The 23,047-nt window shown below is 67.0% G+C and carries 21 protein-coding genes and 1 pseudogene; 8 read left to right on the top strand and 14 right to left on the bottom strand.

The window, feature by feature from the left end:
- Positions 1-54: 54 nt before the first annotated feature.
- Positions 55-489, top strand: coding sequence for a MarR family winged helix-turn-helix transcriptional regulator (locus K0O64_RS07105; RefSeq protein ID WP_071947144.1), 435 nt, complete (start codon positions 55-57; stop codon positions 487-489).
- Positions 486-2,078: a phospho-sugar mutase gene (locus tag K0O64_RS07100; protein ID WP_071947145.1), complete on the top strand. Its 1,593-nt coding sequence runs from the start codon at positions 486-488 to the stop codon at positions 2,076-2,078. The genes K0O64_RS07105 and K0O64_RS07100 overlap by 4 nt, the downstream gene beginning before the upstream one ends.
- Here the strand turns inward: K0O64_RS07100 and upp are convergent, their stop codons facing one another.
- The gene (upp, locus tag K0O64_RS07095; protein ID WP_071947146.1) at positions 2,079-2,702 is read right to left on the bottom strand and encodes a uracil phosphoribosyltransferase; all 624 of its coding nucleotides are present in this window, start codon (positions 2,700-2,702) and stop codon (positions 2,079-2,081) included.
- A gap of 21 nt (positions 2,703-2,723) precedes the next feature.
- On the bottom strand, positions 2,724-3,296 hold the full coding sequence (locus K0O64_RS07090) for a YdcF family protein (RefSeq protein ID WP_096310530.1): 573 nt from the start codon (positions 3,294-3,296) through the stop codon (positions 2,724-2,726).
- 44 nt (positions 3,297-3,340) lie between these two features.
- Between K0O64_RS07090 and satS the strand changes: the two genes are divergently transcribed.
- Complete coding sequence (gene satS / locus K0O64_RS07085) at positions 3,341-4,603, top strand: protein export chaperone SatS (protein ID WP_096310528.1); 1,263 nt, start codon at positions 3,341-3,343, stop codon at positions 4,601-4,603.
- Here satS and K0O64_RS07080 read toward each other — a convergent pair whose 3' ends face one another.
- Both K0O64_RS07080 and K0O64_RS07075 read right to left on the bottom strand, forming a co-directional pair.
- Positions 4,604-7,696, bottom strand: a complete 3,093-nt coding sequence (locus K0O64_RS07080; RefSeq protein ID WP_344791486.1) for an MMPL/RND family transporter — start codon at positions 7,694-7,696, stop codon at positions 4,604-4,606.
- 219 nt (positions 7,697-7,915) lie between these two features.
- Positions 7,916-9,783, bottom strand: a pseudogene (locus tag K0O64_RS07075) (heavy metal translocating P-type ATPase); the annotation flags it as partial.
- 91 nt (positions 9,784-9,874) lie between these two features.
- Between K0O64_RS07075 and K0O64_RS07070 the strand changes: the two are divergent.
- On the top strand, positions 9,875-10,210 hold the full coding sequence (locus tag K0O64_RS07070) for an ArsR/SmtB family transcription factor (protein ID WP_096310522.1): 336 nt from the start codon (positions 9,875-9,877) through the stop codon (positions 10,208-10,210).
- Here K0O64_RS07070 and K0O64_RS07065 read toward each other — a convergent pair.
- The 3 genes from K0O64_RS07065 to K0O64_RS07055 are packed head-to-tail and all read right to left on the bottom strand — an operon-like array spanning position 10,189 to position 12,970.
- Positions 10,189-11,277, bottom strand: coding sequence for an adenosine deaminase (locus tag K0O64_RS07065; RefSeq protein ID WP_096310520.1), 1,089 nt, complete (start codon positions 11,275-11,277; stop codon positions 10,189-10,191). The two genes, K0O64_RS07070 and K0O64_RS07065, sit on opposite strands and share 22 nt — an antisense overlap.
- The gene (locus tag K0O64_RS07060) at positions 11,274-12,560 is read right to left on the bottom strand and encodes a thymidine phosphorylase (protein WP_071947153.1); all 1,287 of its coding nucleotides are present in this window, start codon (positions 12,558-12,560) and stop codon (positions 11,274-11,276) included. Before K0O64_RS07060 ends, K0O64_RS07065 begins: the two co-directional genes overlap by 4 nt.
- Positions 12,557-12,970 (bottom strand): cytidine deaminase, encoded by a 414-nt coding sequence (locus tag K0O64_RS07055; RefSeq protein ID WP_071947154.1) that lies wholly within the window; start codon positions 12,968-12,970, stop codon positions 12,557-12,559. The genes K0O64_RS07060 and K0O64_RS07055 overlap by 4 nt, the downstream gene beginning before the upstream one ends.
- A gap of 180 nt (positions 12,971-13,150) precedes the next feature.
- Here K0O64_RS07055 and sdhC point away from each other — a divergent pair, with 180 nt between their 5' ends.
- From sdhC to K0O64_RS07035, 4 genes are read left to right on the top strand one after another with little or no spacing between them, the layout of a single operon-like run.
- Positions 13,151-13,573, top strand: coding sequence for a succinate dehydrogenase, cytochrome b556 subunit (gene sdhC / locus K0O64_RS07050; RefSeq protein WP_071947155.1), 423 nt, complete (start codon positions 13,151-13,153; stop codon positions 13,571-13,573).
- On the top strand, positions 13,570-14,031 hold the full coding sequence (locus tag K0O64_RS07045) for a succinate dehydrogenase hydrophobic membrane anchor subunit (RefSeq protein ID WP_071947156.1): 462 nt from the start codon (positions 13,570-13,572) through the stop codon (positions 14,029-14,031). Before sdhC ends, K0O64_RS07045 begins: the two co-directional genes overlap by 4 nt.
- 18 nt (positions 14,032-14,049) lie before the next feature.
- Positions 14,050-15,804, top strand: a complete 1,755-nt coding sequence (gene sdhA, locus K0O64_RS07040) for a succinate dehydrogenase flavoprotein subunit (protein ID WP_220046240.1) — start codon at positions 14,050-14,052, stop codon at positions 15,802-15,804.
- Positions 15,804-16,574 carry a succinate dehydrogenase iron-sulfur subunit gene (locus K0O64_RS07035; RefSeq protein ID WP_071947158.1) on the top strand — a complete coding sequence of 257 codons (771 nt, stop codon included), beginning with the start codon at positions 15,804-15,806 and terminating at the stop codon, positions 16,572-16,574. The genes sdhA and K0O64_RS07035 overlap by 1 nt, the downstream gene beginning before the upstream one ends.
- Here the strand turns inward: K0O64_RS07035 and fadD1 are convergent.
- Genes fadD1 through K0O64_RS07000 form a run of 7 tightly spaced genes read right to left on the bottom strand, consistent with a single transcriptional unit; the run spans position 16,546 to position 22,955 of the window.
- Complete coding sequence (fadD1, locus tag K0O64_RS07030) at positions 16,546-18,138, bottom strand: fatty-acid--CoA ligase FadD1 (protein ID WP_220046239.1); 1,593 nt, start codon at positions 18,136-18,138, stop codon at positions 16,546-16,548. The genes K0O64_RS07035 and fadD1 overlap by 29 nt on opposite strands.
- Complete coding sequence (locus K0O64_RS07025) at positions 18,135-18,542, bottom strand: Zn-ribbon domain-containing OB-fold protein (protein ID WP_096310516.1); 408 nt, start codon at positions 18,540-18,542, stop codon at positions 18,135-18,137. Before K0O64_RS07025 ends, fadD1 begins: the two co-directional genes overlap by 4 nt.
- Positions 18,542-19,744 carry a thiolase family protein gene (locus K0O64_RS07020; protein ID WP_096312738.1) on the bottom strand — a complete coding sequence of 401 codons (1,203 nt, stop codon included), beginning with the start codon at positions 19,742-19,744 and terminating at the stop codon, positions 18,542-18,544. Before K0O64_RS07020 ends, K0O64_RS07025 begins: the two co-directional genes overlap by 1 nt.
- Positions 19,741-20,178 (bottom strand): MaoC family dehydratase, encoded by a 438-nt coding sequence (locus K0O64_RS07015; protein ID WP_096310514.1) that lies wholly within the window; start codon positions 20,176-20,178, stop codon positions 19,741-19,743. Before K0O64_RS07015 ends, K0O64_RS07020 begins: the two co-directional genes overlap by 4 nt.
- Positions 20,175-20,672 (bottom strand): MaoC family dehydratase, encoded by a 498-nt coding sequence (locus tag K0O64_RS07010; protein ID WP_071947163.1) that lies wholly within the window; start codon positions 20,670-20,672, stop codon positions 20,175-20,177. Before K0O64_RS07010 ends, K0O64_RS07015 begins: the two co-directional genes overlap by 4 nt.
- Entirely contained in the window at positions 20,669-21,775 is a 1,107-nt protein-coding gene (locus K0O64_RS07005) for an acyl-CoA dehydrogenase family protein (RefSeq protein WP_096310512.1), read from the bottom strand. Before K0O64_RS07005 ends, K0O64_RS07010 begins: the two co-directional genes overlap by 4 nt.
- A gap of 1 nt (position 21,776) precedes the next feature.
- Positions 21,777-22,955, bottom strand: coding sequence for an acyl-CoA dehydrogenase family protein (locus K0O64_RS07000; RefSeq protein WP_096310510.1), 1,179 nt, complete (start codon positions 22,953-22,955; stop codon positions 21,777-21,779).
- Positions 22,956-23,047: the final 92 nt, after the last annotated feature.

Here is a 23,047-nt window from a genome sequence, read left to right as displayed (position 1 = left end):
TCACCTGCGTTTCGCGCGAGATTTCTCACTTACTAGCAAGGTATAACTTGGAATATGACCGTAAGCGAGCTGCGGGAAGCCATGATGGCGCTGGCCCGCCAACTGCGCAGGCACCGCCCCGACAACGGGCTGACACTCAGCCAGCTCGAAGTCCTCGGCGACGTGAGCCGCGCCGGGGTCACCACGCCCGCCGAAATCGCCGGCCGCCTGCAGGTGCGAGCGCAGTCCCTGACCGACAACATCAACGAGCTCGAGTTGCGCGGGCTGGTGTCCCGCAGGCCCGACGACACCGACCGCCGCAGGCAGCTGATCGAGCTCACCCCCGACGGGTTGGAGCTCCTGCTGCACGACCGGGCCCAGCGCGATGCCTGGCTGCACGAGACGATGCAACGGCAGCTCTCCGAGTTGGAGTCCGATCTGCTGATGCTCACCGCGCCGATACTGCGCAAGCTCGCCAACGCCGACCTCGGGGCACAATCGGAGCCGTGACCCCCGAGGACTGGATCGCCCACGATCCCGATCCGGTCACGGCCGCCGAACTGGCCGCGCTGGATCCCGACGAGCTTGCGGCACGATTCGCCCGGCCGCTGGCCTTCGGCACCGCCGGACTACGCGGCCCGGTGCGCGGCGGCCCGGATGCGATGAACCTCGCAGTGGTCATGCGCGCGACATGGGCCGTGGCCCGGGTGCTGACCGATCGCCGCCTCGGCGGTTCCACGGTCGTGGTGGGCCGCGACGCCCGGCACGGGTCGGTACAGTTCGCCAGTGCTGCCGCTGAAGTATTTGCCGCGCAGGGCTTTTCGGTGATCACCTGGGCGCATCCGGTGCCGACACCGGTCGTTGCGTTCGCGGTCCGACGCACCGGCGCTGCGGCCGGCGTGCAGATCACCGCCTCGCACAACCCGCCCGCCGACAACGGCTACAAGGTGTACCTCGATGGCGGCCTGCAGATCGTCTCGCCCACGGACCGGGAGATCGAGGCGGCGATGGCTGAGGCGCCGCCGGCCGACCAGATCCCGCGCCTGCCCGTGCACCCGGCCGACGAGACGCTGGTCAACGAGTACGTAGCCCGGGCGGCAACGGTGCGGCGTCACCGCCGCGGCAATCCGCGGGTGGCACTGACGGCCATGCACGGTGTCGGCGGTGAGCTCGCGCTGCGGGCCCTGCACGCCGCGGGATTCGACGATGTGCACACGGTGACAAGTCAATTCACGCCCGACCCGGATTTCCCGACCGTATCCTTCCCCAACCCGGAGGAACCCGGCGCGGCCGATGCCCTGCTCGAGCTGGCGACGAAAGTCGGCGCCGACATCGCCATCGCACTGGACCCCGACGCCGACCGCTGTGCCGTCGGTGTCCCCATCCCAGGAGGCTGGCGGATGCTGTCCGGCGACGAAACCGGCTGGCTGCTGGGCGATTACATTCTCTCGACACTCGAGCCGCAGCAGGCGGCCACCAGTGTGGTGGCCAGCAGCGTGGTCTCCTCACAATTACTCGGCACGATCGCCGCCGATCACGGTGCCCGCCATGTCGTGACGCTGACCGGGTTCAAATGGCTGGCCCGCGCCGACGCCGGGCTGCCCGGGTGCACGCTGGTCTACGCCTATGAGGAAGCCATCGGCCATTGCGTCGACCCGGCGGCCGTCCGCGACAAGGACGGCATCAGCGCCGCGGTCCTTGCCTGCGACGTGGTGGCACACCTTGGCGCCCAGGGCGATTCGATTCCGCAGGCCCTCGATCGGCTCGCCTTGCGCCATGGCGTCCACACCACCGCGGCACTGTCACGGCGAGTGGCAGACGCCGACGAGGCAGCGGCGATGATGGCCCGGCTGCGCACCGAGCCGCCCACCGAGCTGGCCGGGTTCCCGGTCACCGCCACCGTCGACAACGATGCGGTGTTCTTCCGTGGTGGGGATCTTCAGACCTCGGTGCGGGTGGTCGTTCGCCCGTCAGGCACCGAACCGAAAGTCAAGTGCTACACCGAAGTTCGCGAGTCTGTGGGTGCGAACCTGGCCGACGCCCGCAGCCGCGCCCACGCCGTGGAACAGTTGGTGTTGGAAACCCTGAAGAGCTGGTAGTCAGCGCGGCCCGAACTGCCGGTCACCGGCATCCCCGAGGCCCGGCACGATATAGGCGACATCGTTGAGACCGTCGTCGATGGTGGCGGTGAACAGCCGCGCCGACGGCGCTACTTTCTCCACCGCCGCGATGCCTTCCGGTGCGCACACCACACACACCAGCGTGATGTCGCGTGCGCCGCGCTCGTGCAGCAGCTTGATCGTGTGCGCCATCGATCCCCCGGTAGCCAGCATGGGGTCGAGCACCATCACCGGTCGGGTGCTGAGGTCGTCGGGCAGGGACTCCAGGTACGGCGTGGGCTGATGGGTGGTCTCGTTGCGCGCCACGCCGACGAAGCCGACCCGCGCCTCGGGGATCAGCGCGTGGGCTTGATCGACCATCCCCAGCCCGGCCCGAAGGACCGGCACCAGCAGGGGCGGGGCCGCCAGGCGGCAGCCCACGGTGTCGGCCACCGGAGTGCGAACGGTGATCTCCGCGCACACCGCGTCGCGGGTCGCCTCGTAGACCAGCATGTGGGTCAAGTCGCGCAACGCGGCCCGGAACGCCGCGTTGTCGGTGCGCTCATCACGCAGGGTGGTTAGTCGTGCTCTGGCCAGCGGGTGGTCGATGACGCACACATCCATGCGCAGAGACTGTATGAGGTCTCAGGCCGGATCGCAGCCAAGAATGAACGCTTTGACGAGTCCACCGAACTGGTAGGCATACTGCTCAGCCCAGTACCACGGCGCGAAGTCGTAGGTCCGTGGCACCGGATGCATGGTGACATCGCCGGTGAAGCACTGATGAAAGATGTAGCGGGCTCGCACCGTGTGGTAGTTCCACGACACCACGATCAGGTGCGTCCAATTGTGTTGCTTGGCAAGCCGAGCCACATACATCGCTTCACCCCGGGTGGTGAACGGGTCGGGGACGAAGCAGATGACGGTGATGGACGCGGTGCCCGACGCGCACGCCTGCTGGAAGGAGGGAAGGTCGGCCGGCTTGTCCAAGTACGAATTCGACAGCACCACGGTGCTGGCGTAGCCCTGTCGGGCCAGGCTCAGGCCGTACTCGAAGCGGCCGTCGTTGTCGCCGCCGAGCACGACGATCGCGTCGGCTTTGGTCAGTGGGTCGCTGTGCGGACGGGTGAACAACAGATACCCCGCGATGTTGAGAACGACGGCGGCGACCAGGCCGACGGCCACCAGAATCGCCAGTGCGCGGCGCGCGCTCCCCACGGGGGGCAGGCTACCCGCCAGCAAGCGTCGTTAGGCTGTGCGGCATGGCTGCTGAGCTCGTTCCGGTCCGCGTCGGCGTGACCGCTGGTGACCTGTACACCCTGTGGGCGCCTCGCTGGCGCGAAGGCGGCGACGAGTGGGAGGCGTTTCTCGGCAAGGACGACGACCTGTTCGCCTTCGAATCGGTGGCGGACCTGGCCGCCTTCGTGCGGACGAACACCGACAACGACCTCACCGACCACCCGGCGTGGGAGGACCTGACCAAGGCCAACGCCCACAAGCTGACGCCGAAGGCGGACCGCGAGGTCGATCTGGTCGGCGTCGAGGAGTTGCTCTCGGAGAAGCCGACCGAGGAGTCGGTGACCGCACTGGCCAACACCATGGCCGTGGTGTCCTCGATCGGTTCGGTATGCGAGCTGCCCGCCGTCACCCGGTTCTTCAACGGCAATCCCAACCTCGGCTTGCTCTCGGGCGGCTACGAGCAGTTCAGCGGCAAGGCGGGCCTCAAGCGCTGGGGCGTGGTCGGTGACATCGTCGCCCGCGGGTGGGACAGCGTGCTGGCGGCGGTCGACGAGGTCATCTCGGTGCCCGACGTCGACGAGCGGGCCGCGAAGCTGGCCGCCGACGAGCTCGACGAGCCGTACGAGGAGGAGATCGACGAGGTCGAGACCGAGACCGACGACGCCGAGGGCGAATCCGATTCGGCTGACGAGGACGAGGTCGAGCGGGCGCCGCAGGATGATGTGGTGCTCGGCGGTCAGGAGGACTTCTGGGCCGAGGTCGGCATCGACCCGGTTCGCATCCAGGCCAGCTCCGGCACGTTCTACACGTTGCGCTGCTACTTCGACGACCGGCCGATCTTCCTCGGCCGCAACGGCCGCATCAGCGTGTTCACCTCGGAGCGTTCGCTGGCCCGCTACCTGGCCGACGAGCACGACCACGATCTCTCGGACCTGAGCACCTACGACGACATCCGTACCGCGGCCACCGACGGCTCGCTGCGCGTCGACGTCACTGAGGACAACATCTACGTGCTGACCGGGCTGTCGGACGATATCGCCGACGGTCCCGACGCGATCGACCACGACCAGCTGGAGCTGGCTATCGAGCTGGTGCGCGATGTCGGTGAGTACTCCGAGGAGGACACCGCCGACAAGCTGCTGGCCGAGGACCGCCCGTTGGGCAAGCTCGTCGACTACGTGCTCGATCCCGAGGAGAACTCGCGGCCGGCCGGCCCGTACACGGTGGCGGTCAAGGAGTGGGACGAGATCGAGCGCTTCGTCGAGTCGCGGCTGCGCCGCGAGTAGTCACTCCCGCGTCGCTCCCCCTTCGGCTTCCCAGGCCGATTCATCGACTGTGGGCTCAGTAGGCCAATCGTGTTCGAGGACGGCGACGGGCGCCGTCACCGCCGCGGCGGACTTCGCCTCCGCCAATGTGGCTGCCTTGTGCTTCACACTCGGGGGTTTGGACGGCCACCAGTTGGCATTGCCGACCAACACGGCTGCGGCGGGCACGGTGAGGGTCCGGACAAGGAAGGTGTCGAGCAGCAAGCCCACGCCGATCACGAAGCCGATCTGCGCGGCGGTGAGGATACTGCTGACGGTCAGAGCCATCATCGAGGCAGCGAAGATCAGCCCCGCGGAGGTGATCACACCGCCGGTCGCGCCGACAGTGCGAATGACCGCCGAGCGCACACCGTATTTGGCCTCGTCGCGGATCCGGGAGATCAGCAGCAGGTTGTAGTCGGCGCCGACCGCGACGAGCACCATGAACGCGATTCCAGGTACCCCCCAAGCCAATTCCTGTCCGAGGATGAACTGGAACACCACGACCCCGATGCCCAGTGCGGCACCGTAGGACAGCACCACCGAAAGCACGAGATACAGCGGTGCCACGATCGCACGCAACAGAGCCACCAGGATCAGGAAGACCACGATCAGAGTCATACACAGGATGTAGACGAAGTCGGAATCGTAGTAATCGCGGATGTTGGCGTTGATCGACGAGAAGCCGAGCATGGCGATGTCGGAGCCGGCGAGCTGGGTATTGGGCGTTGCCGCGTTCGCGGTGCTGACGATCAGCTTGGTCTGATCCATCGCCTCGTTGCTGAACGGGTTGAGCGCCGTTTGGACGAGGTAGCGCGCCGAATGGCCGTCCTCGGAGACGAACAATTTGGCGGCCTTCTTGAACTCCTCCATCGTCAAAACCTGGGGGGGTATGTAAAACCCCGACATCGGCGGGTCGGCAGCCTCGCGCTTCATGGCCAACAGGAACGACGACGCCTGATCGAGGCCCTGTCCGAGGTTGCGGGTTTGGTCGACCAAAGTCTGAACACCCACCGCGAGCTGACGACTTGAATCGGCGAGCGTGTTGACGCCCGTCACTGCGTCGTTGAGCTTCTTCTCGACGCCACCGGGTTGGCCCACACCAAGCGAGCGCGCGGCCGCCGTCACCTTCTGCACGTTCTGACTCAGCTCGTGTGCGGCCTGGTCGAGTCTTTGCGATCCGTCGGTCTTGGAGAGCTCCCGCGCGAATTCCTCGATGGATTTGACCACCGGGGTGTTCGCGGCATCGACGATCTTCTGCAGGTCAGACCGCGAGTTCACGCAGGCCGGATCGGCATCGCACACCGGGCTGACGTTGAGTGCGTTCAACATCGGCGCGGCCCAGTCGCTGACTCCGGTGACCCGCAAAATGCTGAGCCCCAACGCGTCACCCAGTGATCGCATGCTGGTCACCAGTGAGGCGGACTTGTCGATCTGGTCGAGCGTCGTGTTGCCGCCGTACTTCTGCGACATGGTATCCAGCGCGCTGGCCAACCCCCGGACGCTGGCGATCGCCCCTATCACCTGGGTGCGGATCTGGCCGAGGACGTCGGCCATCTTGCCGGCACCGCCCGACAGCAGACTGAGATTGTCGTCGTTGTTGTGGATCAAGGTGGACGCGTCACCGAGCTTGGAGCCCACTTCACCGGCCTGGTACGTGGTCTTGGCTTGCTCAAGCACCTGACCGGTCGGGCGGGTGATGCCGCGGACCATGTCGATGTTGGGCAGTTGGGCGATGCGTGCCGCCATCTGCTCCATATCGGCCAGCGCTTTGGGCGTGCGCAGATCGTTCGGCGACTGAATGAACAGGAACTGCTGCAGCGTGCTGCTAATCGGGAAATGCTTGTCCATGACCTCGTAGGCGCGATTACTGGCCGAGTGTTGCGGCAGGTTCTTGCGGTCGTCGTAGTTGAATTTCATGACCATCGTGGTGGCGGCCAACGCACCCAGAATCACGACGCTGGTGACCAGCAAGAGCCGGGGACGGCGAACGATCATGATGCCGGACCGGCGCCATAGCCTCCCGGTGATATCGCGACGGTGTTTGATCCATCCACGCCGGCCGGCAAGGACGATGAACGCCGGAAGCAGAGTGATGGACGCCAGAAAGCCCACCGCGATCGTCACCGCCAAGGCCGGCCCGACCGTGGAGAAGATGGCCAGCTTGGTGAAGGACATCCCGAGGAAGGTGATGGCGACGGTGCCCGCCGAGCCGGCGATCACCTCGCCGATCGAGGCCAGAGCTTCTACTACGGCGTCGTCGGAGGCCATGCCCCGCTTGGTGAGCTCCTGGTAGCGGCTGTAGAGGAAAATGCCGTAGTCGATGCCGGCGCCCATGATCATGCCCACCATCAGCATCAGCGTCTGCGGGCCCAGCCCCAGTCCCAACTCACCGAGACCGGCAACTGCCTGCTGGGCCACCGCAAGTGAAATGCCGATCGTGAGTAGGGGCATCAGCATTGCGATCAGACTGCGATAGACCAACAACAGGATTGAGAACACCAGCCCTACGGTGGCGATCTCAATCATGTGCTGGTCCTCAGCACCGATGACGTTCAGGTCCTCGAATGTCGAGGCACCACCGACGACATTGACCTCCAGCGACGAGCCCTTCGCCGCCTCTTGGACGTCGCTGATGACATGGCGGTAGGACTCCTGGCCGTCCGGAGTGCCCATCGTGCCGTTCATGCTGACCGGCAAGTTCCAGGCCTTCTGGTCCTTGCTGGTCATCACCTCTTTCAGCTCCGGGGTGCGCACGAAATCCTGCACCGAGCTGACGTACTTCGTGTCGTCCTTGAGCTTGTCGACGATCCGTCGATACGCATCCTCGTCCGCCGAAGTCAGTCCGTTCTCGTTGCTGAGGATGACCGCCGCGAAGTTGCCCGCGTCCGCTTCATGGAAGGCGTCCTGCATCTTCTTGACGGAGACGAGCACCGGAGCGTCTTTGGGCAGGAAATCCGGGGGGTTCCGAGCCGCGACGACGGCCAGCGGAGTGATGAGGAGGTTCAGGGCCCCGGCAAGAATGAGCCAAGCAGCGATGACGAGCAGTGGGTGGCGAACAATGACCCGACCCAAGCCCGTGAGGAGCTTATGTGCTGACACGCCCCTCAAAATGGCGCGCTTGGACATCACACCAAGTTACATCGTGCGACTACCCGTAGACGTATCACGAGGTGACAGGCCGATTCGTGGCGAATCAACGCCCGCAAACCGCGTCGCACGAGCACCGGAGTGCCGGCGCGCGGTGGAATCGCCGCTGCCTGGGCGCAGAGCAAACATTGAGAACTTCTCAACCCGGCGCCAGGCGCGGCCGCGGAGCAGGCGCAGACCGTTGAGCCCGACGAGGATCGTGGACCCCTCGTGTCCGGCGACGCCCAGCGGCAGCGGCAGGTGCCCAAGCAAGTCCCAGGTGACCAGGACGACGATGAACGTCGCCGCGATCACCAGATTCGCCGCGACGACGCGGCGGGCTCGGCGGGCCAGCGCCAGCATGGTCGGTACGGTGGCCAGGTCGTCGCGGGTGATGACGGCGTCGGCGGTCTCCAAGGCCAGGTCGGAGCCCGAGTGCCCCATCGCGACCGCAACATGGGCGGCGGCCATCGCGGGGGCGTCGTTGATGCCGTCGCCGACGAGCATGACCCGGGCGCCGCGGTCCTGATGCTCGCGAACCGCCGTCAGCTTGTCCTCGGGCAGCAGCCCCGCCCGGACGTCGACGATGCCGGTGTCGGCGGCCAGGTGCATGGCGGCCCGCGGGTTGTCACCGGTCAGAAGTATCGGTTCGGTACCGATCAGTGCGCGCAGGCGGCGGACGGCGTCGGCGGCCTCGGTACGGGGGTGGTCGGTGAATGTCAGCACACCGGCCGGCACGCCGTTGACCCGGACCAGGACGGCCGTGTCGCCGGATTTCCCGACGTCGACGACGTCCCCACCGACGCGGGCGCGCACCCCCTGTCCCGGGATGGCGACGAACTCGGTGGCCGGCCGCACGGGAATGCCGGCCTCCCGCGCGGCGGCGACGATGGCCCGGCCCAGCGATGTTCGGACGGATTCTCGGCGGCAGCGGCCAGGCCCAGGAGATCCGCCTCGCTGCGCCCACCATCCACGGGACGGACCGCTGTGAGCCGTGGCGTGCCGTGGGTGAGGGTGCCGGTCTTGTCGAATGCGACGTGCGTGACGGTGGCGAGCTTCTCCAGGACCACCGCCGACTTGATGAGCACACCGTGGCGCCCGGCGTTGGCGATGGATGCCAGCAGCGGCGGCATCGTGGAGAGCACCAACGCGCAGGGCGATGCCACGATCATGAACGTCATGGCGCGCAGCAACGCCGATCGCAGGTCATCGCCGAACAGCAGCGGAATGCCCAGCAGGGCCACGGTGGCCGCCACCATGCCGACCGAATAGCGCTGCTCGACCTTCTCGATGAAGAGTTGGGTGCGCGCCTTACTGGCGCTGGCCTCGGCCACCATCGCCGCCATCCGGGCGATGACGGTATCGGCGGCAGGCCGAGTCACCCGAAGGCGAAGCGTTCCGGTGCCGTTGACCGTGCCTGCGAAGACCTCGTCACCCGGCTTCTTGTCGGCAGGAAGTGGTTCCCCGGTGATGTGCGCCTGGTCGACCTCGCTGGCGCCGTCGATCACGACCCCGTCCCCGCCGATCCGTTCGCCGGGCCGGACCATCAGGACGTCGCCGACGTCGAGAACCGCGGTCTCGACCTGCTCCTCGGCGCTGGACTCGGTCAGTCGGGTCGCGGTGTCCGGCGCGATGTCGAGCAGTCCGCGTACGGAGTCCTCGGTGCGTTTGGTGGCGACGGCTTCCAGCGCGCCAGAGGTGGCGAAGATGACGATCAGCAGCGCTCCGTCGAAGACCTGCCCGATCGCGGCCGCACCGATCGCCGCGGCGACCATCAACAGGTCGACGTCAAGGGTCTTGTCCCGCAACGCTTTCAGGCCGGCCAGCCCGGGCTCCCAGCCGCCGGCGGCATAGCAGGCCAAGTACAGCAGCCACGACCACCAGGACGAGCCGACGGCCAGGTCAACCAGTGCGCCGAGCCCGAACAGCCCGGTGGCCAGGGCTGCCCACCGAACCTCCGGCAGAGACCAGGCGCTCGATCGCCGTCGCGGTACCGGGCGAACGCCAATACGGGTGTCGATGCCTGCGGTCACCCGGCTAGCTTATCTGCATATTCGTGCATATTCGCAGCCATATGTGCAGATATCTGCGCTACCAGGGCCTATGGCAGCTAGAATCGCGAGCGTGCACACGTCGATTCCGGGGTTTTCGATGCCCACCGAGGACGAGGTGAACCAGGCGGCAGACGCGTTCCGGATGCTCAGTGACCCGACTCGGATCAAGGTGTTGTGGGCGTTGTTGCAGGGCGAGTCATCGGTGGCCTGCCTTGCCGAGCTGGCGGGGGCCGCACCCACGGTGGTCAGCCAGCACCTGGCCAAACTGCGGCTGGCGGGCCTGGTGAAGACCCGGCGCGAGGGCACCTTTGTGTACTACTCCCCCGCACCCGACAACGATGTCCTGCGGGTACTCAGCCAGGCCTTGGTCGGGGCGGACGAACCTCAGCCGATCAGCACCGCGTAGCGCGGCTTGATCACCTCGTCGATGATCGCCAACCGTTCGTCGAAGTGGATGAACGCCGACTTCATCGCATTGATCGTGAACCGCTCGAGATCGCTCCACCCGTAACCGAACGCCTCGACCAGTCGGGCCATCTCCTGGCTCATCGTGGTATCGCTCATCAGGCGGTTGTCGGTGTTGACGGTGACCCGGAACCGCAGGCGCGCGAGCAGATCGAACGGATGACTCGCGATGCTCTTCACCGCACCGGTCTGCACATTGGAGCTCGGGCACATCTCCAGCGGAATTCGCTTGTCGCGCAAGATCGCAGCCAGCGGACCCAGCCGAGCCGTGCCATCCGGCAGCACCTCGATATCGTCGACGATGCGCACCCCATGACCCAACCGGTCGGCCCCGCAATAGGCCAGCGCCTCGTGGATGGACGGCAGGCCGAACGCCTCACCGGCATGAATGGTGAAGCGCGCGTTGTTGCTTCGCATGTACTCGAATGCGTCGAGGTGACGGGTGGGCGGGTAGCCCGCCTCGGCGCCGGCGATGTCGAATCCGACAACTCCCTTGTCGCGAAACCGGATTGCCAGTGCGGCGATCTCCCTCGACCGCGCGGCGTGGCGCATCGCCGTCACCAGGCAGCGCACCACGATCGGACGGCCGTCGGCGGCGGCCGCCTTCTCCCCGTCGGCGAATCCGGACAGCACCGCATCGACCACCTCGTCGAGGGACAGCCCGCGGTCGATGTGCAGCTCGGGGGCGAACCGGACCTCCGCGTAGACCACGTTGTCGGCGGCCAGGTCCTCGACGCACTCGAACGCGACCCGGTGCAGCGATTCGGGAGTCTGCATGACCGCGACGGTGTGGGCGAACGGTTCGAGGTAGCGCACCAGCGACCCACTGTGGGCGGCGGTGCGGAAGAACTCCGCCAACCCGGCCTCATCGGTGGCCGGCAGCCCGTCGTAGCCGATCTGCCCTGCGATATCCAGCACGGTGGCGGGCCGCAGACCACCGTCGAGGTGGTCGTGCAGTAGCGCCTTGGGCGCCCGGCTGATCATGGGCAGCGTCAACGGTGTGGTCATCGGGCGATCCGATCGATGATGAGCGGGCGCGGCGTCGGCGGCTCGTCGACGACGGCAAACGCACCGTCGAGCTCGTCGACGGCGGCGGGAATCCGTTCCGGTGTGTCGGTATAGAGGGTGAACAGCGGCTCACCTGCGCTGACCGGCTCGCCGGGGCGGCGATGGATACGCACGCCGGCCCCGAATTGCACAGGCTGGCCCGGGCTGGCTCGGCCTGCACCGAGCCGCCACACCGCCAGCCCCATCGCCATCGCGTCGATGTCACCCATTGTGCCGTCTCGCGGTGCCGACACGGTCTCGGAATGGGCACCGATCGGAAGCTGCGCGTGAACGTCACCACCCTGCGCCGTCACCAGTGCGCGGAACCGATCCATCGCGGTGCCGTCGCGCAGGGTCTCGGCCGGGTCGCGGCGGTCGATCCCGGCCAGATCCAGCATCTCGGCCGCCAGCCGCACGGTCAGTTGGACGACGTCCTCGGGCCCGCCACCGGCCAGCACCTCGAGTGACTCGGCGACCTCCAAGGCGTTGCCCACCGTGCGGCCGAGCGGGACGTTCATATCGGTCAGGATCGCCCGGGTCGGCACGCCCTGGGCCAGTCCCAGTTCCACCATGGTGGCGGCGAGCTCTCGCGACTCGTGTTCGGTCTTCAAGAACGCGCCACGGCCGACCTTCACATCGAGCACCAGAGAGTCGGCGCCTTCGGCCAGTTTCTTGCTCATCACCGAACTGGCGATCAGCGGCAGCGATTCGACCGTCCCGGTGACATCGCGCAGCGCATAGATCTTGCGGTCGGCCGGGGCCAGCTCACCGGCAGCGAAGATGGCCGCGCCGATCTCCGACAATTGCTGGCGGACTTGACTTTTGGAGATCTCCGCGGTGAAACCGGGAATCGACTCCAGCTTGTCCAGGGTACCGCCGGTGTGCCCGAGCCCGCGGCCGGCAGCCTGCGGAACCGCCGCGCCGCAAGCGGCGATGACGGCCACCAGCGGGATGGTGATCTTGTCGCCCACACCGCCGGTGGAGTGCTTGTCCACGGTCGGGCGGCCGAGATCGCTGAAATCCAGACGCTCGCCGGACGCGATCATCGCGAAAGTCCACCGGGAGATCTCGCCGCGGTCCATCCCGCGCAGGAAGATCGCCATCAGCAGCGCCGACATCTGCTCGTCGGCGACAGTGCCGCGGGTGTAGGCATCGATCACCCAGTCGATGGCCTCGTCGCTGAGCCGGCCACCGTCGCGTTTGACCCGAATGACGGTCGGTGCATCGAATGTGAACTGGGTCACGGCTTTTCCCGCTCCACCCGGGCCAGGTCGTCGGGACCGAACGCATCGGGCAGAAGTTCAGCCAGCCGACGCGGGCCCCCGGCGTGGTCGACGAGCACCTCCGGGCCGCCGTGCTCGAGAAGGAGCTGGCGACACCGTCCGCAGGGCATCAAGGCGGCGCCGGTGGCGTCGACGACGGCCACGGCAAGCAGCCGCCCGCCACCACCGGAAATCAGCCCACAGACCACCGCACACTCGGCACAGAGACCTAGGCCATATGAGACATTCTCCACATTGCAACCGGTGATGACGCGACCGTCATCGGCCAGTCCGGCTGCGCCGACCGGGAAGCCCGAATACGGCGCGTAGGCGCGAGCAGCTACCTCAATTGCCCTGTCGCGCAGCAGTTTCCAGTCAATTTCGGTGGTCATTGGTCACTCACCGGACCCGTACTGAATGCATTCACCAACCGCCTCGCGCCACTCGTCGCCACCGGCTACACCGGCCGAATCGGCCGGACAATCGCCTTTTGTCCCTGCACCGTAATTCTTTCGACCCTAGAAACGGAGTTAGAGTCCAATCAAATGCAACGATGGTGTTGGAGGCGCTGAATGAGTACAGCGGCACCGGTTGTGCCTGCCCCCCGCGACAAGTCGGCACGGCGGCGGCGCACCCTGTATCGCGGTGACCCCGGCATGTGGTCGTGGGTTCTGCATCGCATCACCGGTACGACGATCTTCTTCTTCCTCTTCGTCCACGTCCTCGACACGGCGCTGGTGCGGGTCAGCCCGCAGGCCTACAACGAGGTCGTCGAGACCTACAAGACGCCGATCATCGGTCTGATGGAGATCGGCCTGGTGGCCGCCCTGCTCTATCACGCACTCAACGGTGTGCGGATCATCCTCATCGACTTCTGGTGGAAGGGCCCCCGCTATCAACGGCAGATGCTGTGGGCGGTGGCCGCGGTCTGGCTGCTGGTCATGGTGCCCTCGCTGGTGATCATCGGCATGCACATGGCGGAGCGGTTCCTGTGAGCGCGCCCGAAAGCCGGCTCGGCCCGCCGGCCCCGATCCTCGAACGCAGCCACGACCGTCCGGCCGGGCTGGACAACCCGCGCACCCCACGCCGGCGCTCCGGAATGCCGAACTTCGAGAAGTACGCCTGGCTGTTCATGCGGTTCTCCGGCGTCGTCCTGATCTTCCTCGCGCTCGGCCACCTGTTCATCGGGCTGATGTGGGACGGCGGCGTCTACAAGATCGACTTCAACTACGTCGCGCAGCGCTGGGCCTCACCGTTCTGGCAGACCTGGGACCTACTGCTGCTGTGGCTGGCCCAGCTGCACGGCGGCAACGGGATCCGCACGATCATCGGTGACTACGCCCGCAAGGACTCCACGAAGTTCTGGCTCAACTCGCTGCTGGTGATCGCGATGCTCATCACCTTGGTGGTGGGCACCTACGTGCTGCTCACCTTCAACCCCAACATCTCCTAGAAGCTCTTCGAGGCGAAAATGATTACCGAACACCGCTACGACGTGGTCATCGTCGGTGCAGGCGGAGCCGGCATGCGCGCCGCCGTCGAGGCGGGCCCGCGGGTGCGGACCGCGGTGCTGACCAAGCTGTACCCGACCCGCTCCCACACCGGCGCCGCCCAGGGCGGCATGTGCGCCGCTCTGGCCAATGTCGAAGAGGACAACTGGGAGTGGCACACCTTCGACACCGTCAAGGGTGGCGACTACCTCGCCGACCAGGACGCTGTCGAGATCATGGCCAAGGAAGCCATCGACGCGGTGCTCGACCTCGAGAAGATGGGGATGCCGTTCAACCGCACCCCCGAGGGGCGCATCGACCAGCGCAGGTTCGGCGGGCACACCCGCGACCACGGCAAGGCGCCGGTGCGCCGGGCCTGTTATGCCGCCGACCGCACCGGCCACATGATCCTGCAGACGCTGTACCAAAACTGCGTCAAGCACGACGTGCAGTTCTTCAACGAGTTCTATGCACTCGACCTGGTGTTGACCGATACCCCCAGCGGCCCGGTGGCCAGCGGTGTGGTGGCCTATGAACTCGCCACCGGCGACATCCACGTCTTCCACGCCAAGGCCATCGTGTTCGCCACCGGCGGCTCGGGCCGGATGTACAAGACCACCTCCAACGCCCACACGCTGACCGGCGACGGCCTGGGCATCGTGTTCCGCAAGGGACTTCCGTTGGAGGACATGGAGTTCCACCAGTTCCACCCGACCGGTCTGGCCGGGTTGGGCATCCTGATCTCCGAGGCCGTGCGCGGCGAGGGCGGACGGCTGCTCAACGGCGAGGGCGAGCGGTTCATGGAGCGCTACGCCCCCACCATCGTCGACCTTGCGCCGCGCGATATCGTCGCCCGCTCGATGGTGCTCGAGGTCCTGGAAGGCCGCGGCGCCGGCCCACACAAGGACTACGTCTACATCGACGTGCGCCACCTCGGCGAGGACGTGCTCGAGGCCAAGCTGCCCGACATCACCGAGTTCGCCCGCACCTACCTCGGTGTGGACCCGGTCAAGGAGCTCGTGCCGGTCTACCCGACGTGCCACTACGTGATGGGTGGCATCCCGACCACGGTGACCGGACAGGTGTTGCGGGACAACACCACAACGGTTCCGGGCCTGTACGCCGCCGGGGAATGCGCGTGCGTGTCGGTGCACGGCGCCAACCGGCTGGGCACCAACTCGCTGCTGGACATCAACGTCTTCGGCCGCCGCGCCGGGATCTCCGCCGCGAACTACGCCCTGGGCCACGATTTCGTCGACCTGCCCGAGGAGCCCGCCGGCATGGTCGTCGGCTGGGTCGCCGACATCCTCTCCGAGCACGGCAACGAGCGAGTGGCCGACATCCGCGGTGCGCTGCAGCAGTCGATGGACAACAACGCCGCGGTGTTCCGCACCGAGGAGACGCTCAAGCAGGCGCTCACCGACATCCATGCGCTCAAGGAGCGCTACGCGCGAATCAGTGTGCACGACAAGGGGAAGCGCTACAACAGCGACCTGCTGGAGGCCATCGAATTGGGCTTCCTGCTGGAGCTGGCCGAGGTCACCGTGGTCGGAGCGTTGAACCGCAAGGAATCTCGTGGCGGCCATGCCCGGGAGGACTACCCGAACCGCGACGACACCAACTACATGCGCCACACGATGGCGTACAAGGAAGGGTCGGATCTGCTCAGCGACATCCGGCTGGACTACAAGCCCGTCGTGCAGACCCGCTACGAGCCGATGGAGCGCAAGTATTAATGACGATCGCACCTGACGTTAAAGAGCCCCCGCTGCCGCCGATCCCGGACGGGGCGGTGATGGTGACGCTGAAGATCGCACGGTTCAACCCGGAGGATCCTGACAGCGCCGGCTACCAGAGTTTCCGGGTGCCGTGCCTGCCGTCGGATCGGCTGTTGAATCTGCTGATCTACGTGAAGAGCTACCTCGACGGGACGTTGACATTCCGCCGCTCCTGCGCGCACGGCGTGTGCGGCTCGGACGCGATGCGGATCAACGGCGTGAACCGGTTGGCGTGCAAGGTGTTGATGCGCGACCTGCTACCCAAGAAGGACAAGCCGCTCACCATCACCATCGAGCCCATCCGCGGTCTGGCCGTGGAGAAGGACCTCGTGGTGAACATGGAGCCGTTCTTCGACGCCTACCGCGCGGTGAAGCCCTACCTGATCACGTCGGGCAATCCGCCTACCCGCGAACGCATCCAGAGCCCCACCGACCGCGCCCGCTACGACGACACCACCAAGTGCATCCTGTGCGCCTGCTGCACCACGAGCTGCCCGGTGTACTGGAGCGAGGGGTCGTACTTCGGGCCCGCCGCGATCGTCAACGCGCACCGGTTCATCTTCGACAGCCGCGACGAGGGCGCGGCCGAACGACTCGACATCCTCAACGATGTCGACGGGGTGTGGCGCTGCCGCACGACGTTCAACTGCACCGACGCCTGCCCGCGCGGCATCGAGGTCACCAAGGCGATCCAGGAGGTCAAGCGCGCGTTGATGTTTGCGCGCTGACGCGGTAGCTGGTCGCGCGGGCTTCCCGCTCCCACAGCACACCATCGCCTGGGGTCACACCGGCCGCGCTCAGTTCCCGCTTGAGGATTTTGTTGGTGGCCGTCTGCGGTAGGTCGTCGTTGATCCGGACGAACCGCGGCCATGCCTTCGGCGACAGATCGGGCTGGGCGGCCAGGAACTCCTCGAACTGGGCCGGGGTGAGCGAGTCCCCTTGGCGCAGAACAACCGCCGCCATCACCTGATCGCCGACCTGCTCGTCGGGCACCGCGTACACCGCCACCTGATTGATCTGCGGTAACCGCAGCAGGATCCGTTCGATCGGCGCGGCAGCCATGTTCTCGCCGTCGACGCGCATCCAGTCCGAGGTGCGACCGGCCAGATAGATCCAGCCGTCGGCATCGCAATAGGCGAGGTCACCGGTCCAGTACATGCCGTGCCGGATCCGCTCGGAGGTGGCCGCCGGGTCGTTGTAGTACCCGGCGAACGGTCCGGAGCCGGTGGTGTTCACCAACTCCCCGACCGCGTCGTCGGCGTTCATTAGCGCGCCGTGCTCGTCGAAAACCGCGGTGGCGCATTCGGTCACGGTGTCCGGATGATAGATCGCGACGCCGCCCCAGCCCTTGCCGATCGAGCCGGGCGGGGTGCCGTCCTCGCGAACCACCACGACGGCGAACTCGCTGGAGCCGAAGGCGTCGATGACGCGGCAGCCGAAACGCCGTGAGAACTCGGCGATATCGCGCTCGGTGGCCTCGTTGCCGTACATGACGCGCAGCGGGTTGTCGGCATCGTCGGGTTGCTCCGGGGTGGCCAGCACCAGCGCCAGCGGCTTGCCCACATAGTTCATGAACGTGATGCCGTAGCGGCGCAGATCCGGCAGCAGCCGCGACACCGAGAACTTCACCGGCACCATCGCCGCACCGGCGGTGATCGCCACCGAGAAGCCGACCGCTACCCCGTTGGAGTGGAACAGCGGCATCGCCAGGTAGCACACGTCGTCGGCGGTGATGTCCATCTGCGCGACCAGGCTCAGGCCGCACATCACGCTCATCGTGTGGACGAACGGCACGGCCTTCGGATTGCCGCTGGTGCCGGAGGTGAAGATCATCATGAATGGGTCGGTGCCGGTGACCTCCTGCGGGACAAGTGGTTTCGCAGCAGCTACCGCTTCGGCGTAGCGGGGGCCGGTCACGTTCAGCACGGGCACACCCGCGAGGTCCAGCCCGTCGAGCAGCGGCGCGTGCTCGTCGTCTACCAGCAGCAGCTGGCAGTCCGAACGGCGGATGTCGGACAGCAGGCCCTCACCACGGCGGGTGGTGTTGATACCGCAGAGCACGTAGCCGCCGAGCGCGGCGGCGGCCATCGACCGCACATAGGCCGGCGAATTCGTCATCAGCGCACCGACGTGTCTTGGCCGTGTCTGATCCAGAAGCGCCAACAGCGCGGAGGCTTCCGCGGCGGCCTCCGCGAGATACTCGCGCCACGTCCAGGTGCGCTCGGGTGAGATGACCGCGACGGAATCATCGTCGGTGCGGGTCCGCAGCAGCTTCTGGACGGTGTCGATCATGCCGGGCGATACCGCAGCAGGGTCATTCCGGCGCCGGGAAGGTCGCAGAACACCGGGGTGACGCGCATCCCGATCCGGACGTCGTCCGGTGCGACGTCGACCAGCTCGGTGGAGAACCGCGGCCCGACATCCCACTGCACGACGGCAGGCAGCTGCGGCAGCGAATCGACCCACGGCGGTCCGGTCGGGCGGCGTGCCACGGTATAGGTATACAGCGTTGCGGCACCGTCGATTTCGCGCCATTCCAGGTCGTCGGCCAGCGTGCCGGGTGCGAGCGTGCGCGGATAGAACACGTAGCGATCCGCCGATGGCGAGTACTGGATCAGGATCCGGTGTTCGGCGAGGGCATCCCAGAACGGCTGGGACACCGGGGTGGGTTCGGGCACCGGCATCGGTTCGGCCATCAGTCGCCTCCCAACACCAGTGCCACCTGCTCGCTCATGATTCCGCCGGTGCCCGCCACGAAGGCGATGTTGGCGTCGGCGACCTGAGCCGCGGCCGATCGCCCCATCAGCTGGCGGGTGGCGTCCACCACGTGATGCATCCCGCCCGACATCCCGGCCTGCCCGTAGGACAACTGGCCGCCCGCGGTGTTGAGCGGGAAGTCGCCGCGGAAGGTCAGGTCGCGATCCTTGATCCAGGCCATGCCCTGACCCTTCGGGCAAAAGCCGGCGCCCTCCAGGGTCATAAGCACGGTGATCGTGTAGCAGTCGTAGATCGAGGCGACGTCCACGTCGGACGGGCGCAGACCCGCCATCGCGAAGGCGCGTTCGGCGGACCGCGCGATCGGGGTGACCATCGGGTCCTGCGCGTACGTCGTGGTCTTGAAGGCGATGTGCTCGCCGAATCCCTTGATCCATACCGGCCGATGCCGGCTCTTGCGGGCCAGATCGGCATTGGCGACCAATACCCCGGTGCCGCCGTGCACGGGCATGACGGTCTCCAGCATGTGGATCGGGTCGGCGATCATCGGGCTGTCGAGGACGTCGGCCTCGGTGAGGGGTTTGCCGTGGAACACCGCCCCCGGATGTGCGCAGGCGTTGGTGCGCTGATCCACGGCGATCTTGGCCAGCGCGGTCGGGTCGTAGCCGTACTGTGCGCCGTAGCGTTGCGCGATCTGGGCGAACGGCGCGTTTTGCCCGACGTTGCCGTACGGGATCTCGTACTCGGCCTGCGGCGACCCGTAGTTGTTGCTCGACGCCCCATACCAACTCGGCGCCACCGGTTCGCGTCGCGCTGACCGCGGCAGGGCCCGCGAACCGGGCAGCACGGCCAGCACGGCGTCACACAATCCGAGTTCAACTGCGACGGCCGCACGCCACACCATGGCGGCCGATGTCGCGCCGCCGAGGTCCACCCGCTCGCCGAAATCGATCGGAAGACCGAGGTATTCACTCAAGGTGGCCGGGACGAACATGTCCGATTCGGCCAGCCCGTGGGAAATCAGCCCATTGACCACACTCGCGTCGAGACCGGCGTCGTCGAGCACCATCTTGGTCAGCGCGGCGTACTGGTCGAGGGTAAACAGTTCCGGTCGGGTGGGCTTGCGTTCGGCGGGCAGTTCAGCGATCCCGACGATCGCCGCCTCGCCGGCCAGCCGCATCAGGAACCTCCAAGGCGGCGGGGCAGTTCCACGGTCGCGGTGCCCGGCATCAGGATGTCGGCGTCGCGGCGGCCGGCGATCTCCAGGTCCACCAGTGCCCGGTCGTCCTCGATCCGTTTGCCGGTGACCGTGCCGCCGAACGTCAGCGGCTGACCGGGGAATGCGACGCCGCGGTTCTGCACCGAGTACGTCACCAGCCGGCCGCGGCCGCCGATCCAGTCGGTGATCGCGCGGGCCAGCAGCGCGGCCTGCAACGGTCCCTGCACCAGGACGTCGTCGTAACCCTCTGTGTCGCGGGCCCACTCTTTGTCGTAGTGAATGCGGTGACCGTTGTAGGTGGCCGCGCTGAAGAAGAACATCTGCGTCTCGTCGACGGTGACGGTCAGCTCCGGGATCTGGTCGCCCGGCTCCACGTCGTCGTAGAAAACCTGGCTCATGGGCGGGCAATCATCGAGGTGGAGGCCTCGGCAACCAGCTCCCCGCGCTGGTTGCGGTACACGGTATGCCAGGTCACCAGAACGAATCGTCCTGAGCGGCCGTCCTTTTCGACCACGGAGGAGATGGTGCGGACCATCTCGATCTCGTCGCGGTGATACGCAGGCAGGTGGAAGGTGGTGCTCTCGCCACCGGCCATCCGCCGCGGCGCCTTCGGGAAGGCGAGGCCGCCCGACACCGCACCCGAGGATCCGTCCGGGCGCAACCCGGACAGCGGACTGACCCCGAGAATCGCGTACTGCAGATACAGCGGCGGGCAGATGACGTCGCGATAACCGTTGGCGCGGGCGTAGTCCGGGTCGAACCACAGCAGGTTGTCGTCGCCGACGGCGGCGGCCCAGCGTTGCCAGTCCCGCCGGATCACCTCACCGGAGGCGGTGGCCGCGACGGTGCCGACCCGCGCGGCGGTCTCCGCATCGATCAGGCTGTCTGTCACTGGCCGTCCTTGCGCCGCAACCGGTCAGCCACCGCCGCCCGGCTGACGTCGTCCTCGTCGAGCCACGCCGCGGCGATGTCGGCTCCCCCACCCAGCGTGGAGAGCACCCGGGCGCGTTCGGACCACAGGTACAGGTCGGTCTCTACGACGTACCCCATGCCGCCGTGCAGCTGATGGGCGTCGAGGGTGGCCCACTTGGCCGCCGTGGCGGATTGGATTCGCGCGACTGCGGTTTCCCGAACGGCGTTGCGGCCGCGGTCGATGGCGGACACGGCGGACTGCGCGGCCAGCCGGGCCGCCGCCAGCGCGATGTGCATATCGGCCACGATGTGCTGGGCGGCCTGGAACGACGCGATCGGCCTGCCGAACTGCTGACGCATGGTGGTGTAGCGCACGGTGCGCTCGAGCACCGCCTCCCCCACGCCGACCAGGTCGAGCGCCGTCAGCGCCACCGCGGCGTTGGCGGTGCGCCGCAGGTCGTCGCGGCCGAGCGGCGCGCCGTCATTGAGAACGTCGTCGACCGGCACATCGTCGAAGCGCAGTACCGACGCGTGGTGGCCACCCATCAGTGTCAGCGGCCGCAGCGTCACGCCATCGTTGCGTAATCGGACGACGAATCCCACGGTGTTGCCGGACCGGTCGAATCCGGAGACGACGACGATGTCGGCGCTGTCGGCATCGTTGACGAAATCGGCTGTGCCGGTGAGCCGCCAGGTGCCGTCGCGATCCCGGTCGGCCCGCATGGTGGCGGTGACGTCGGATGCGTCGTTGGGATTCCACAGCGCGGTGGTGCCGGCAATGCGTCCGGCGGTCAGGTCGGGCAGCCAGGTGACGCAGGACTTCTCGCCGCCGAGGATGCGCAGGGCGTGCGCGGCGATCGCGGTGCTGTGCACCCGCATCGGACACAGCGCCCGGCCGGCCTCGCGGGCGAAGATCCCGAGATCCGACAGCGATCCGCCGGAACCACCATAGATTTCGGGCAGGCCCAAACCCATCACCCCGGCCGCCGCCAGGTCACCCCACAGATCGGAGCGCCCGGCACCCAGGAGGCCCCGCAAGCTGGTTGCCAGATCGCGTTCGTCTTGGGAGGGAACGAGTTTCATATCACCGTCCGTAGGAGGGCATGCCGTTGCCGCGTTGAGCAATGACGTCTCGGAGCACCTCGTTGGTGCCGCCGCCGAAGCGCATCAGCGGGGCGAACCGATAAAGTTTCTCGAACCGGCCGCCAGCGGGTGCTTCCGAATTGCGATGCGCCAGTAGTCCTTCCGCGCCCAGCAGATCGATACCCAGGTCGGCGATCCGCTGCCGGAGTTCGCTGCTGAAGACCTTCTCGATGCTGACCTCGACGGTCGGGATCACGCCGCCGGCCAACAGCGAGGACGCCTCGTAGCCCATCAGCACGGCGACCTCGACGTCGGCCTCGGCCTGCGCCAGCCGGCGGCGGAAACCCGGGTTGTCGATCGGGACGGTGCCGTCGCGTCGCGGCATCCGCGCAAGCACCTGCAACTCATCGAGCGCGCGGCGCAGGTCTCCGGCATTCGTGAGCGCGCCGCGCTCCAGATCGAGGGCGCCGGTGATGTAGGACCAGCCGCGGTTCTCCTCGCCGATCAGGTTCGTGACGGGCACCCGCACCTCGTCGAAGAACACCTCGTTGGTCCGGTAACCCGACCAGGCGATCAACGGGCGGATCCGGACACCGGGGCTGTCGACCGGGACGACGATCACCGAGATCCCGCGATGCCGCTGCGCCTGCGGATCGGTGCGCACACAGAGCCATTCGTGGGTGGACCGCTGCGCCCCGCTGTTCCAGATCTTGGACCCGTTGATCACCCATTCGTCGCCGTCGCGCACCGCCCGCGTCCGCAGCGACGCCAGGTCGGTACCGGCGTCGGGCTCGGAATAACCCAGCGCGCAGGTCATCTCGCCACGAGCGATGAGCGGAAGGAACTCGCGCTTGTTCTGCTCGGTGCCGTGCCGCATGATCATCGGCGCGATCGAGGTGACGGTCAGATCGGGGCCCGGCGCACCCCAGTACTCGAACTCGGTCATCAGCAGATGCAGGTGCACCGGCCCCAGCCCAAGCCCGCCGTACTGGGCCGGCCAGTTCAGGCCGAACCAGCCCTTGGCGCCGAGCTTGCGACGGAACGCCGCCACCTCGCCGCCAGGGTGCTCGAGATTGTGTTCGGCGATCTCGGCGCGCAGGGCGTCAGTGACGTTCTCCCGCAGGAAATCCCGTACCTCGGCCAACCACGCGCGCTGTTCGGCGTCGAGGTCGAAATCCACAAGTCAGCACCCTAGCGGAGTAGTTAGTCCGTCAACCCAATATTGAGGGGTATCGGGGTGTCACATTTCCGGCCTCGGGAGCATCTTCAGTA

This window comes from Mycolicibacterium pallens (assembly GCF_019456675.1).
In the GTDB taxonomy this organism is placed as follows: Bacteria; Actinomycetota; Actinomycetes; order Mycobacteriales; family Mycobacteriaceae; genus Mycobacterium; species Mycobacterium crocinum.
The sequence above is the reverse complement of the archived record's forward strand: the minus strand, read 5'-3'. Positions and strand labels throughout refer to the sequence as shown.

Bases quoted from the DNA above. Each gene is read 5' to 3' on its own strand.
- K0O64_RS07105 (WP_071947144.1), top strand. From the start codon at position 55: ATGACCGTAAGCGAGCTGCGGGAAGCCATGATGGCGCTGGCCCGCCAA.
- upp (WP_071947146.1), bottom strand. From the start codon at position 2,702: ATGGATGTGTGCGTCATCGACCACCCGCTGGCCAGAGCACGACTAACC.
- satS (WP_096310528.1), top strand. From the start codon at position 3,341: ATGGCTGCTGAGCTCGTTCCGGTCCGCGTCGGCGTGACCGCTGGTGAC.
- K0O64_RS07065 (WP_096310520.1), bottom strand. From the start codon at position 11,277: ATGACCACACCGTTGACGCTGCCCATGATCAGCCGGGCGCCCAAGGCG.
- K0O64_RS07055 (WP_071947154.1), bottom strand. From the start codon at position 12,970: ATGACCACCGAAATTGACTGGAAACTGCTGCGCGACAGGGCAATTGAG.
- sdhC (WP_071947155.1), top strand. From the start codon at position 13,151: ATGAGTACAGCGGCACCGGTTGTGCCTGCCCCCCGCGACAAGTCGGCA.
- sdhA (WP_220046240.1), top strand. From the start codon at position 14,050: ATGATTACCGAACACCGCTACGACGTGGTCATCGTCGGTGCAGGCGGA.
- K0O64_RS07035 (WP_071947158.1), top strand. From the start codon at position 15,804: ATGACGATCGCACCTGACGTTAAAGAGCCCCCGCTGCCGCCGATCCCG.
- fadD1 (WP_220046239.1), bottom strand. From the start codon at position 18,138: ATGATCGACACCGTCCAGAAGCTGCTGCGGACCCGCACCGACGATGAT.
- K0O64_RS07025 (WP_096310516.1), bottom strand. From the start codon at position 18,542: ATGGCCGAACCGATGCCGGTGCCCGAACCCACCCCGGTGTCCCAGCCG.
- K0O64_RS07015 (WP_096310514.1), bottom strand. From the start codon at position 20,178: ATGAGCCAGGTTTTCTACGACGACGTGGAGCCGGGCGACCAGATCCCG.
- K0O64_RS07005 (WP_096310512.1), bottom strand. From the start codon at position 21,775: ATGAAACTCGTTCCCTCCCAAGACGAACGCGATCTGGCAACCAGCTTG.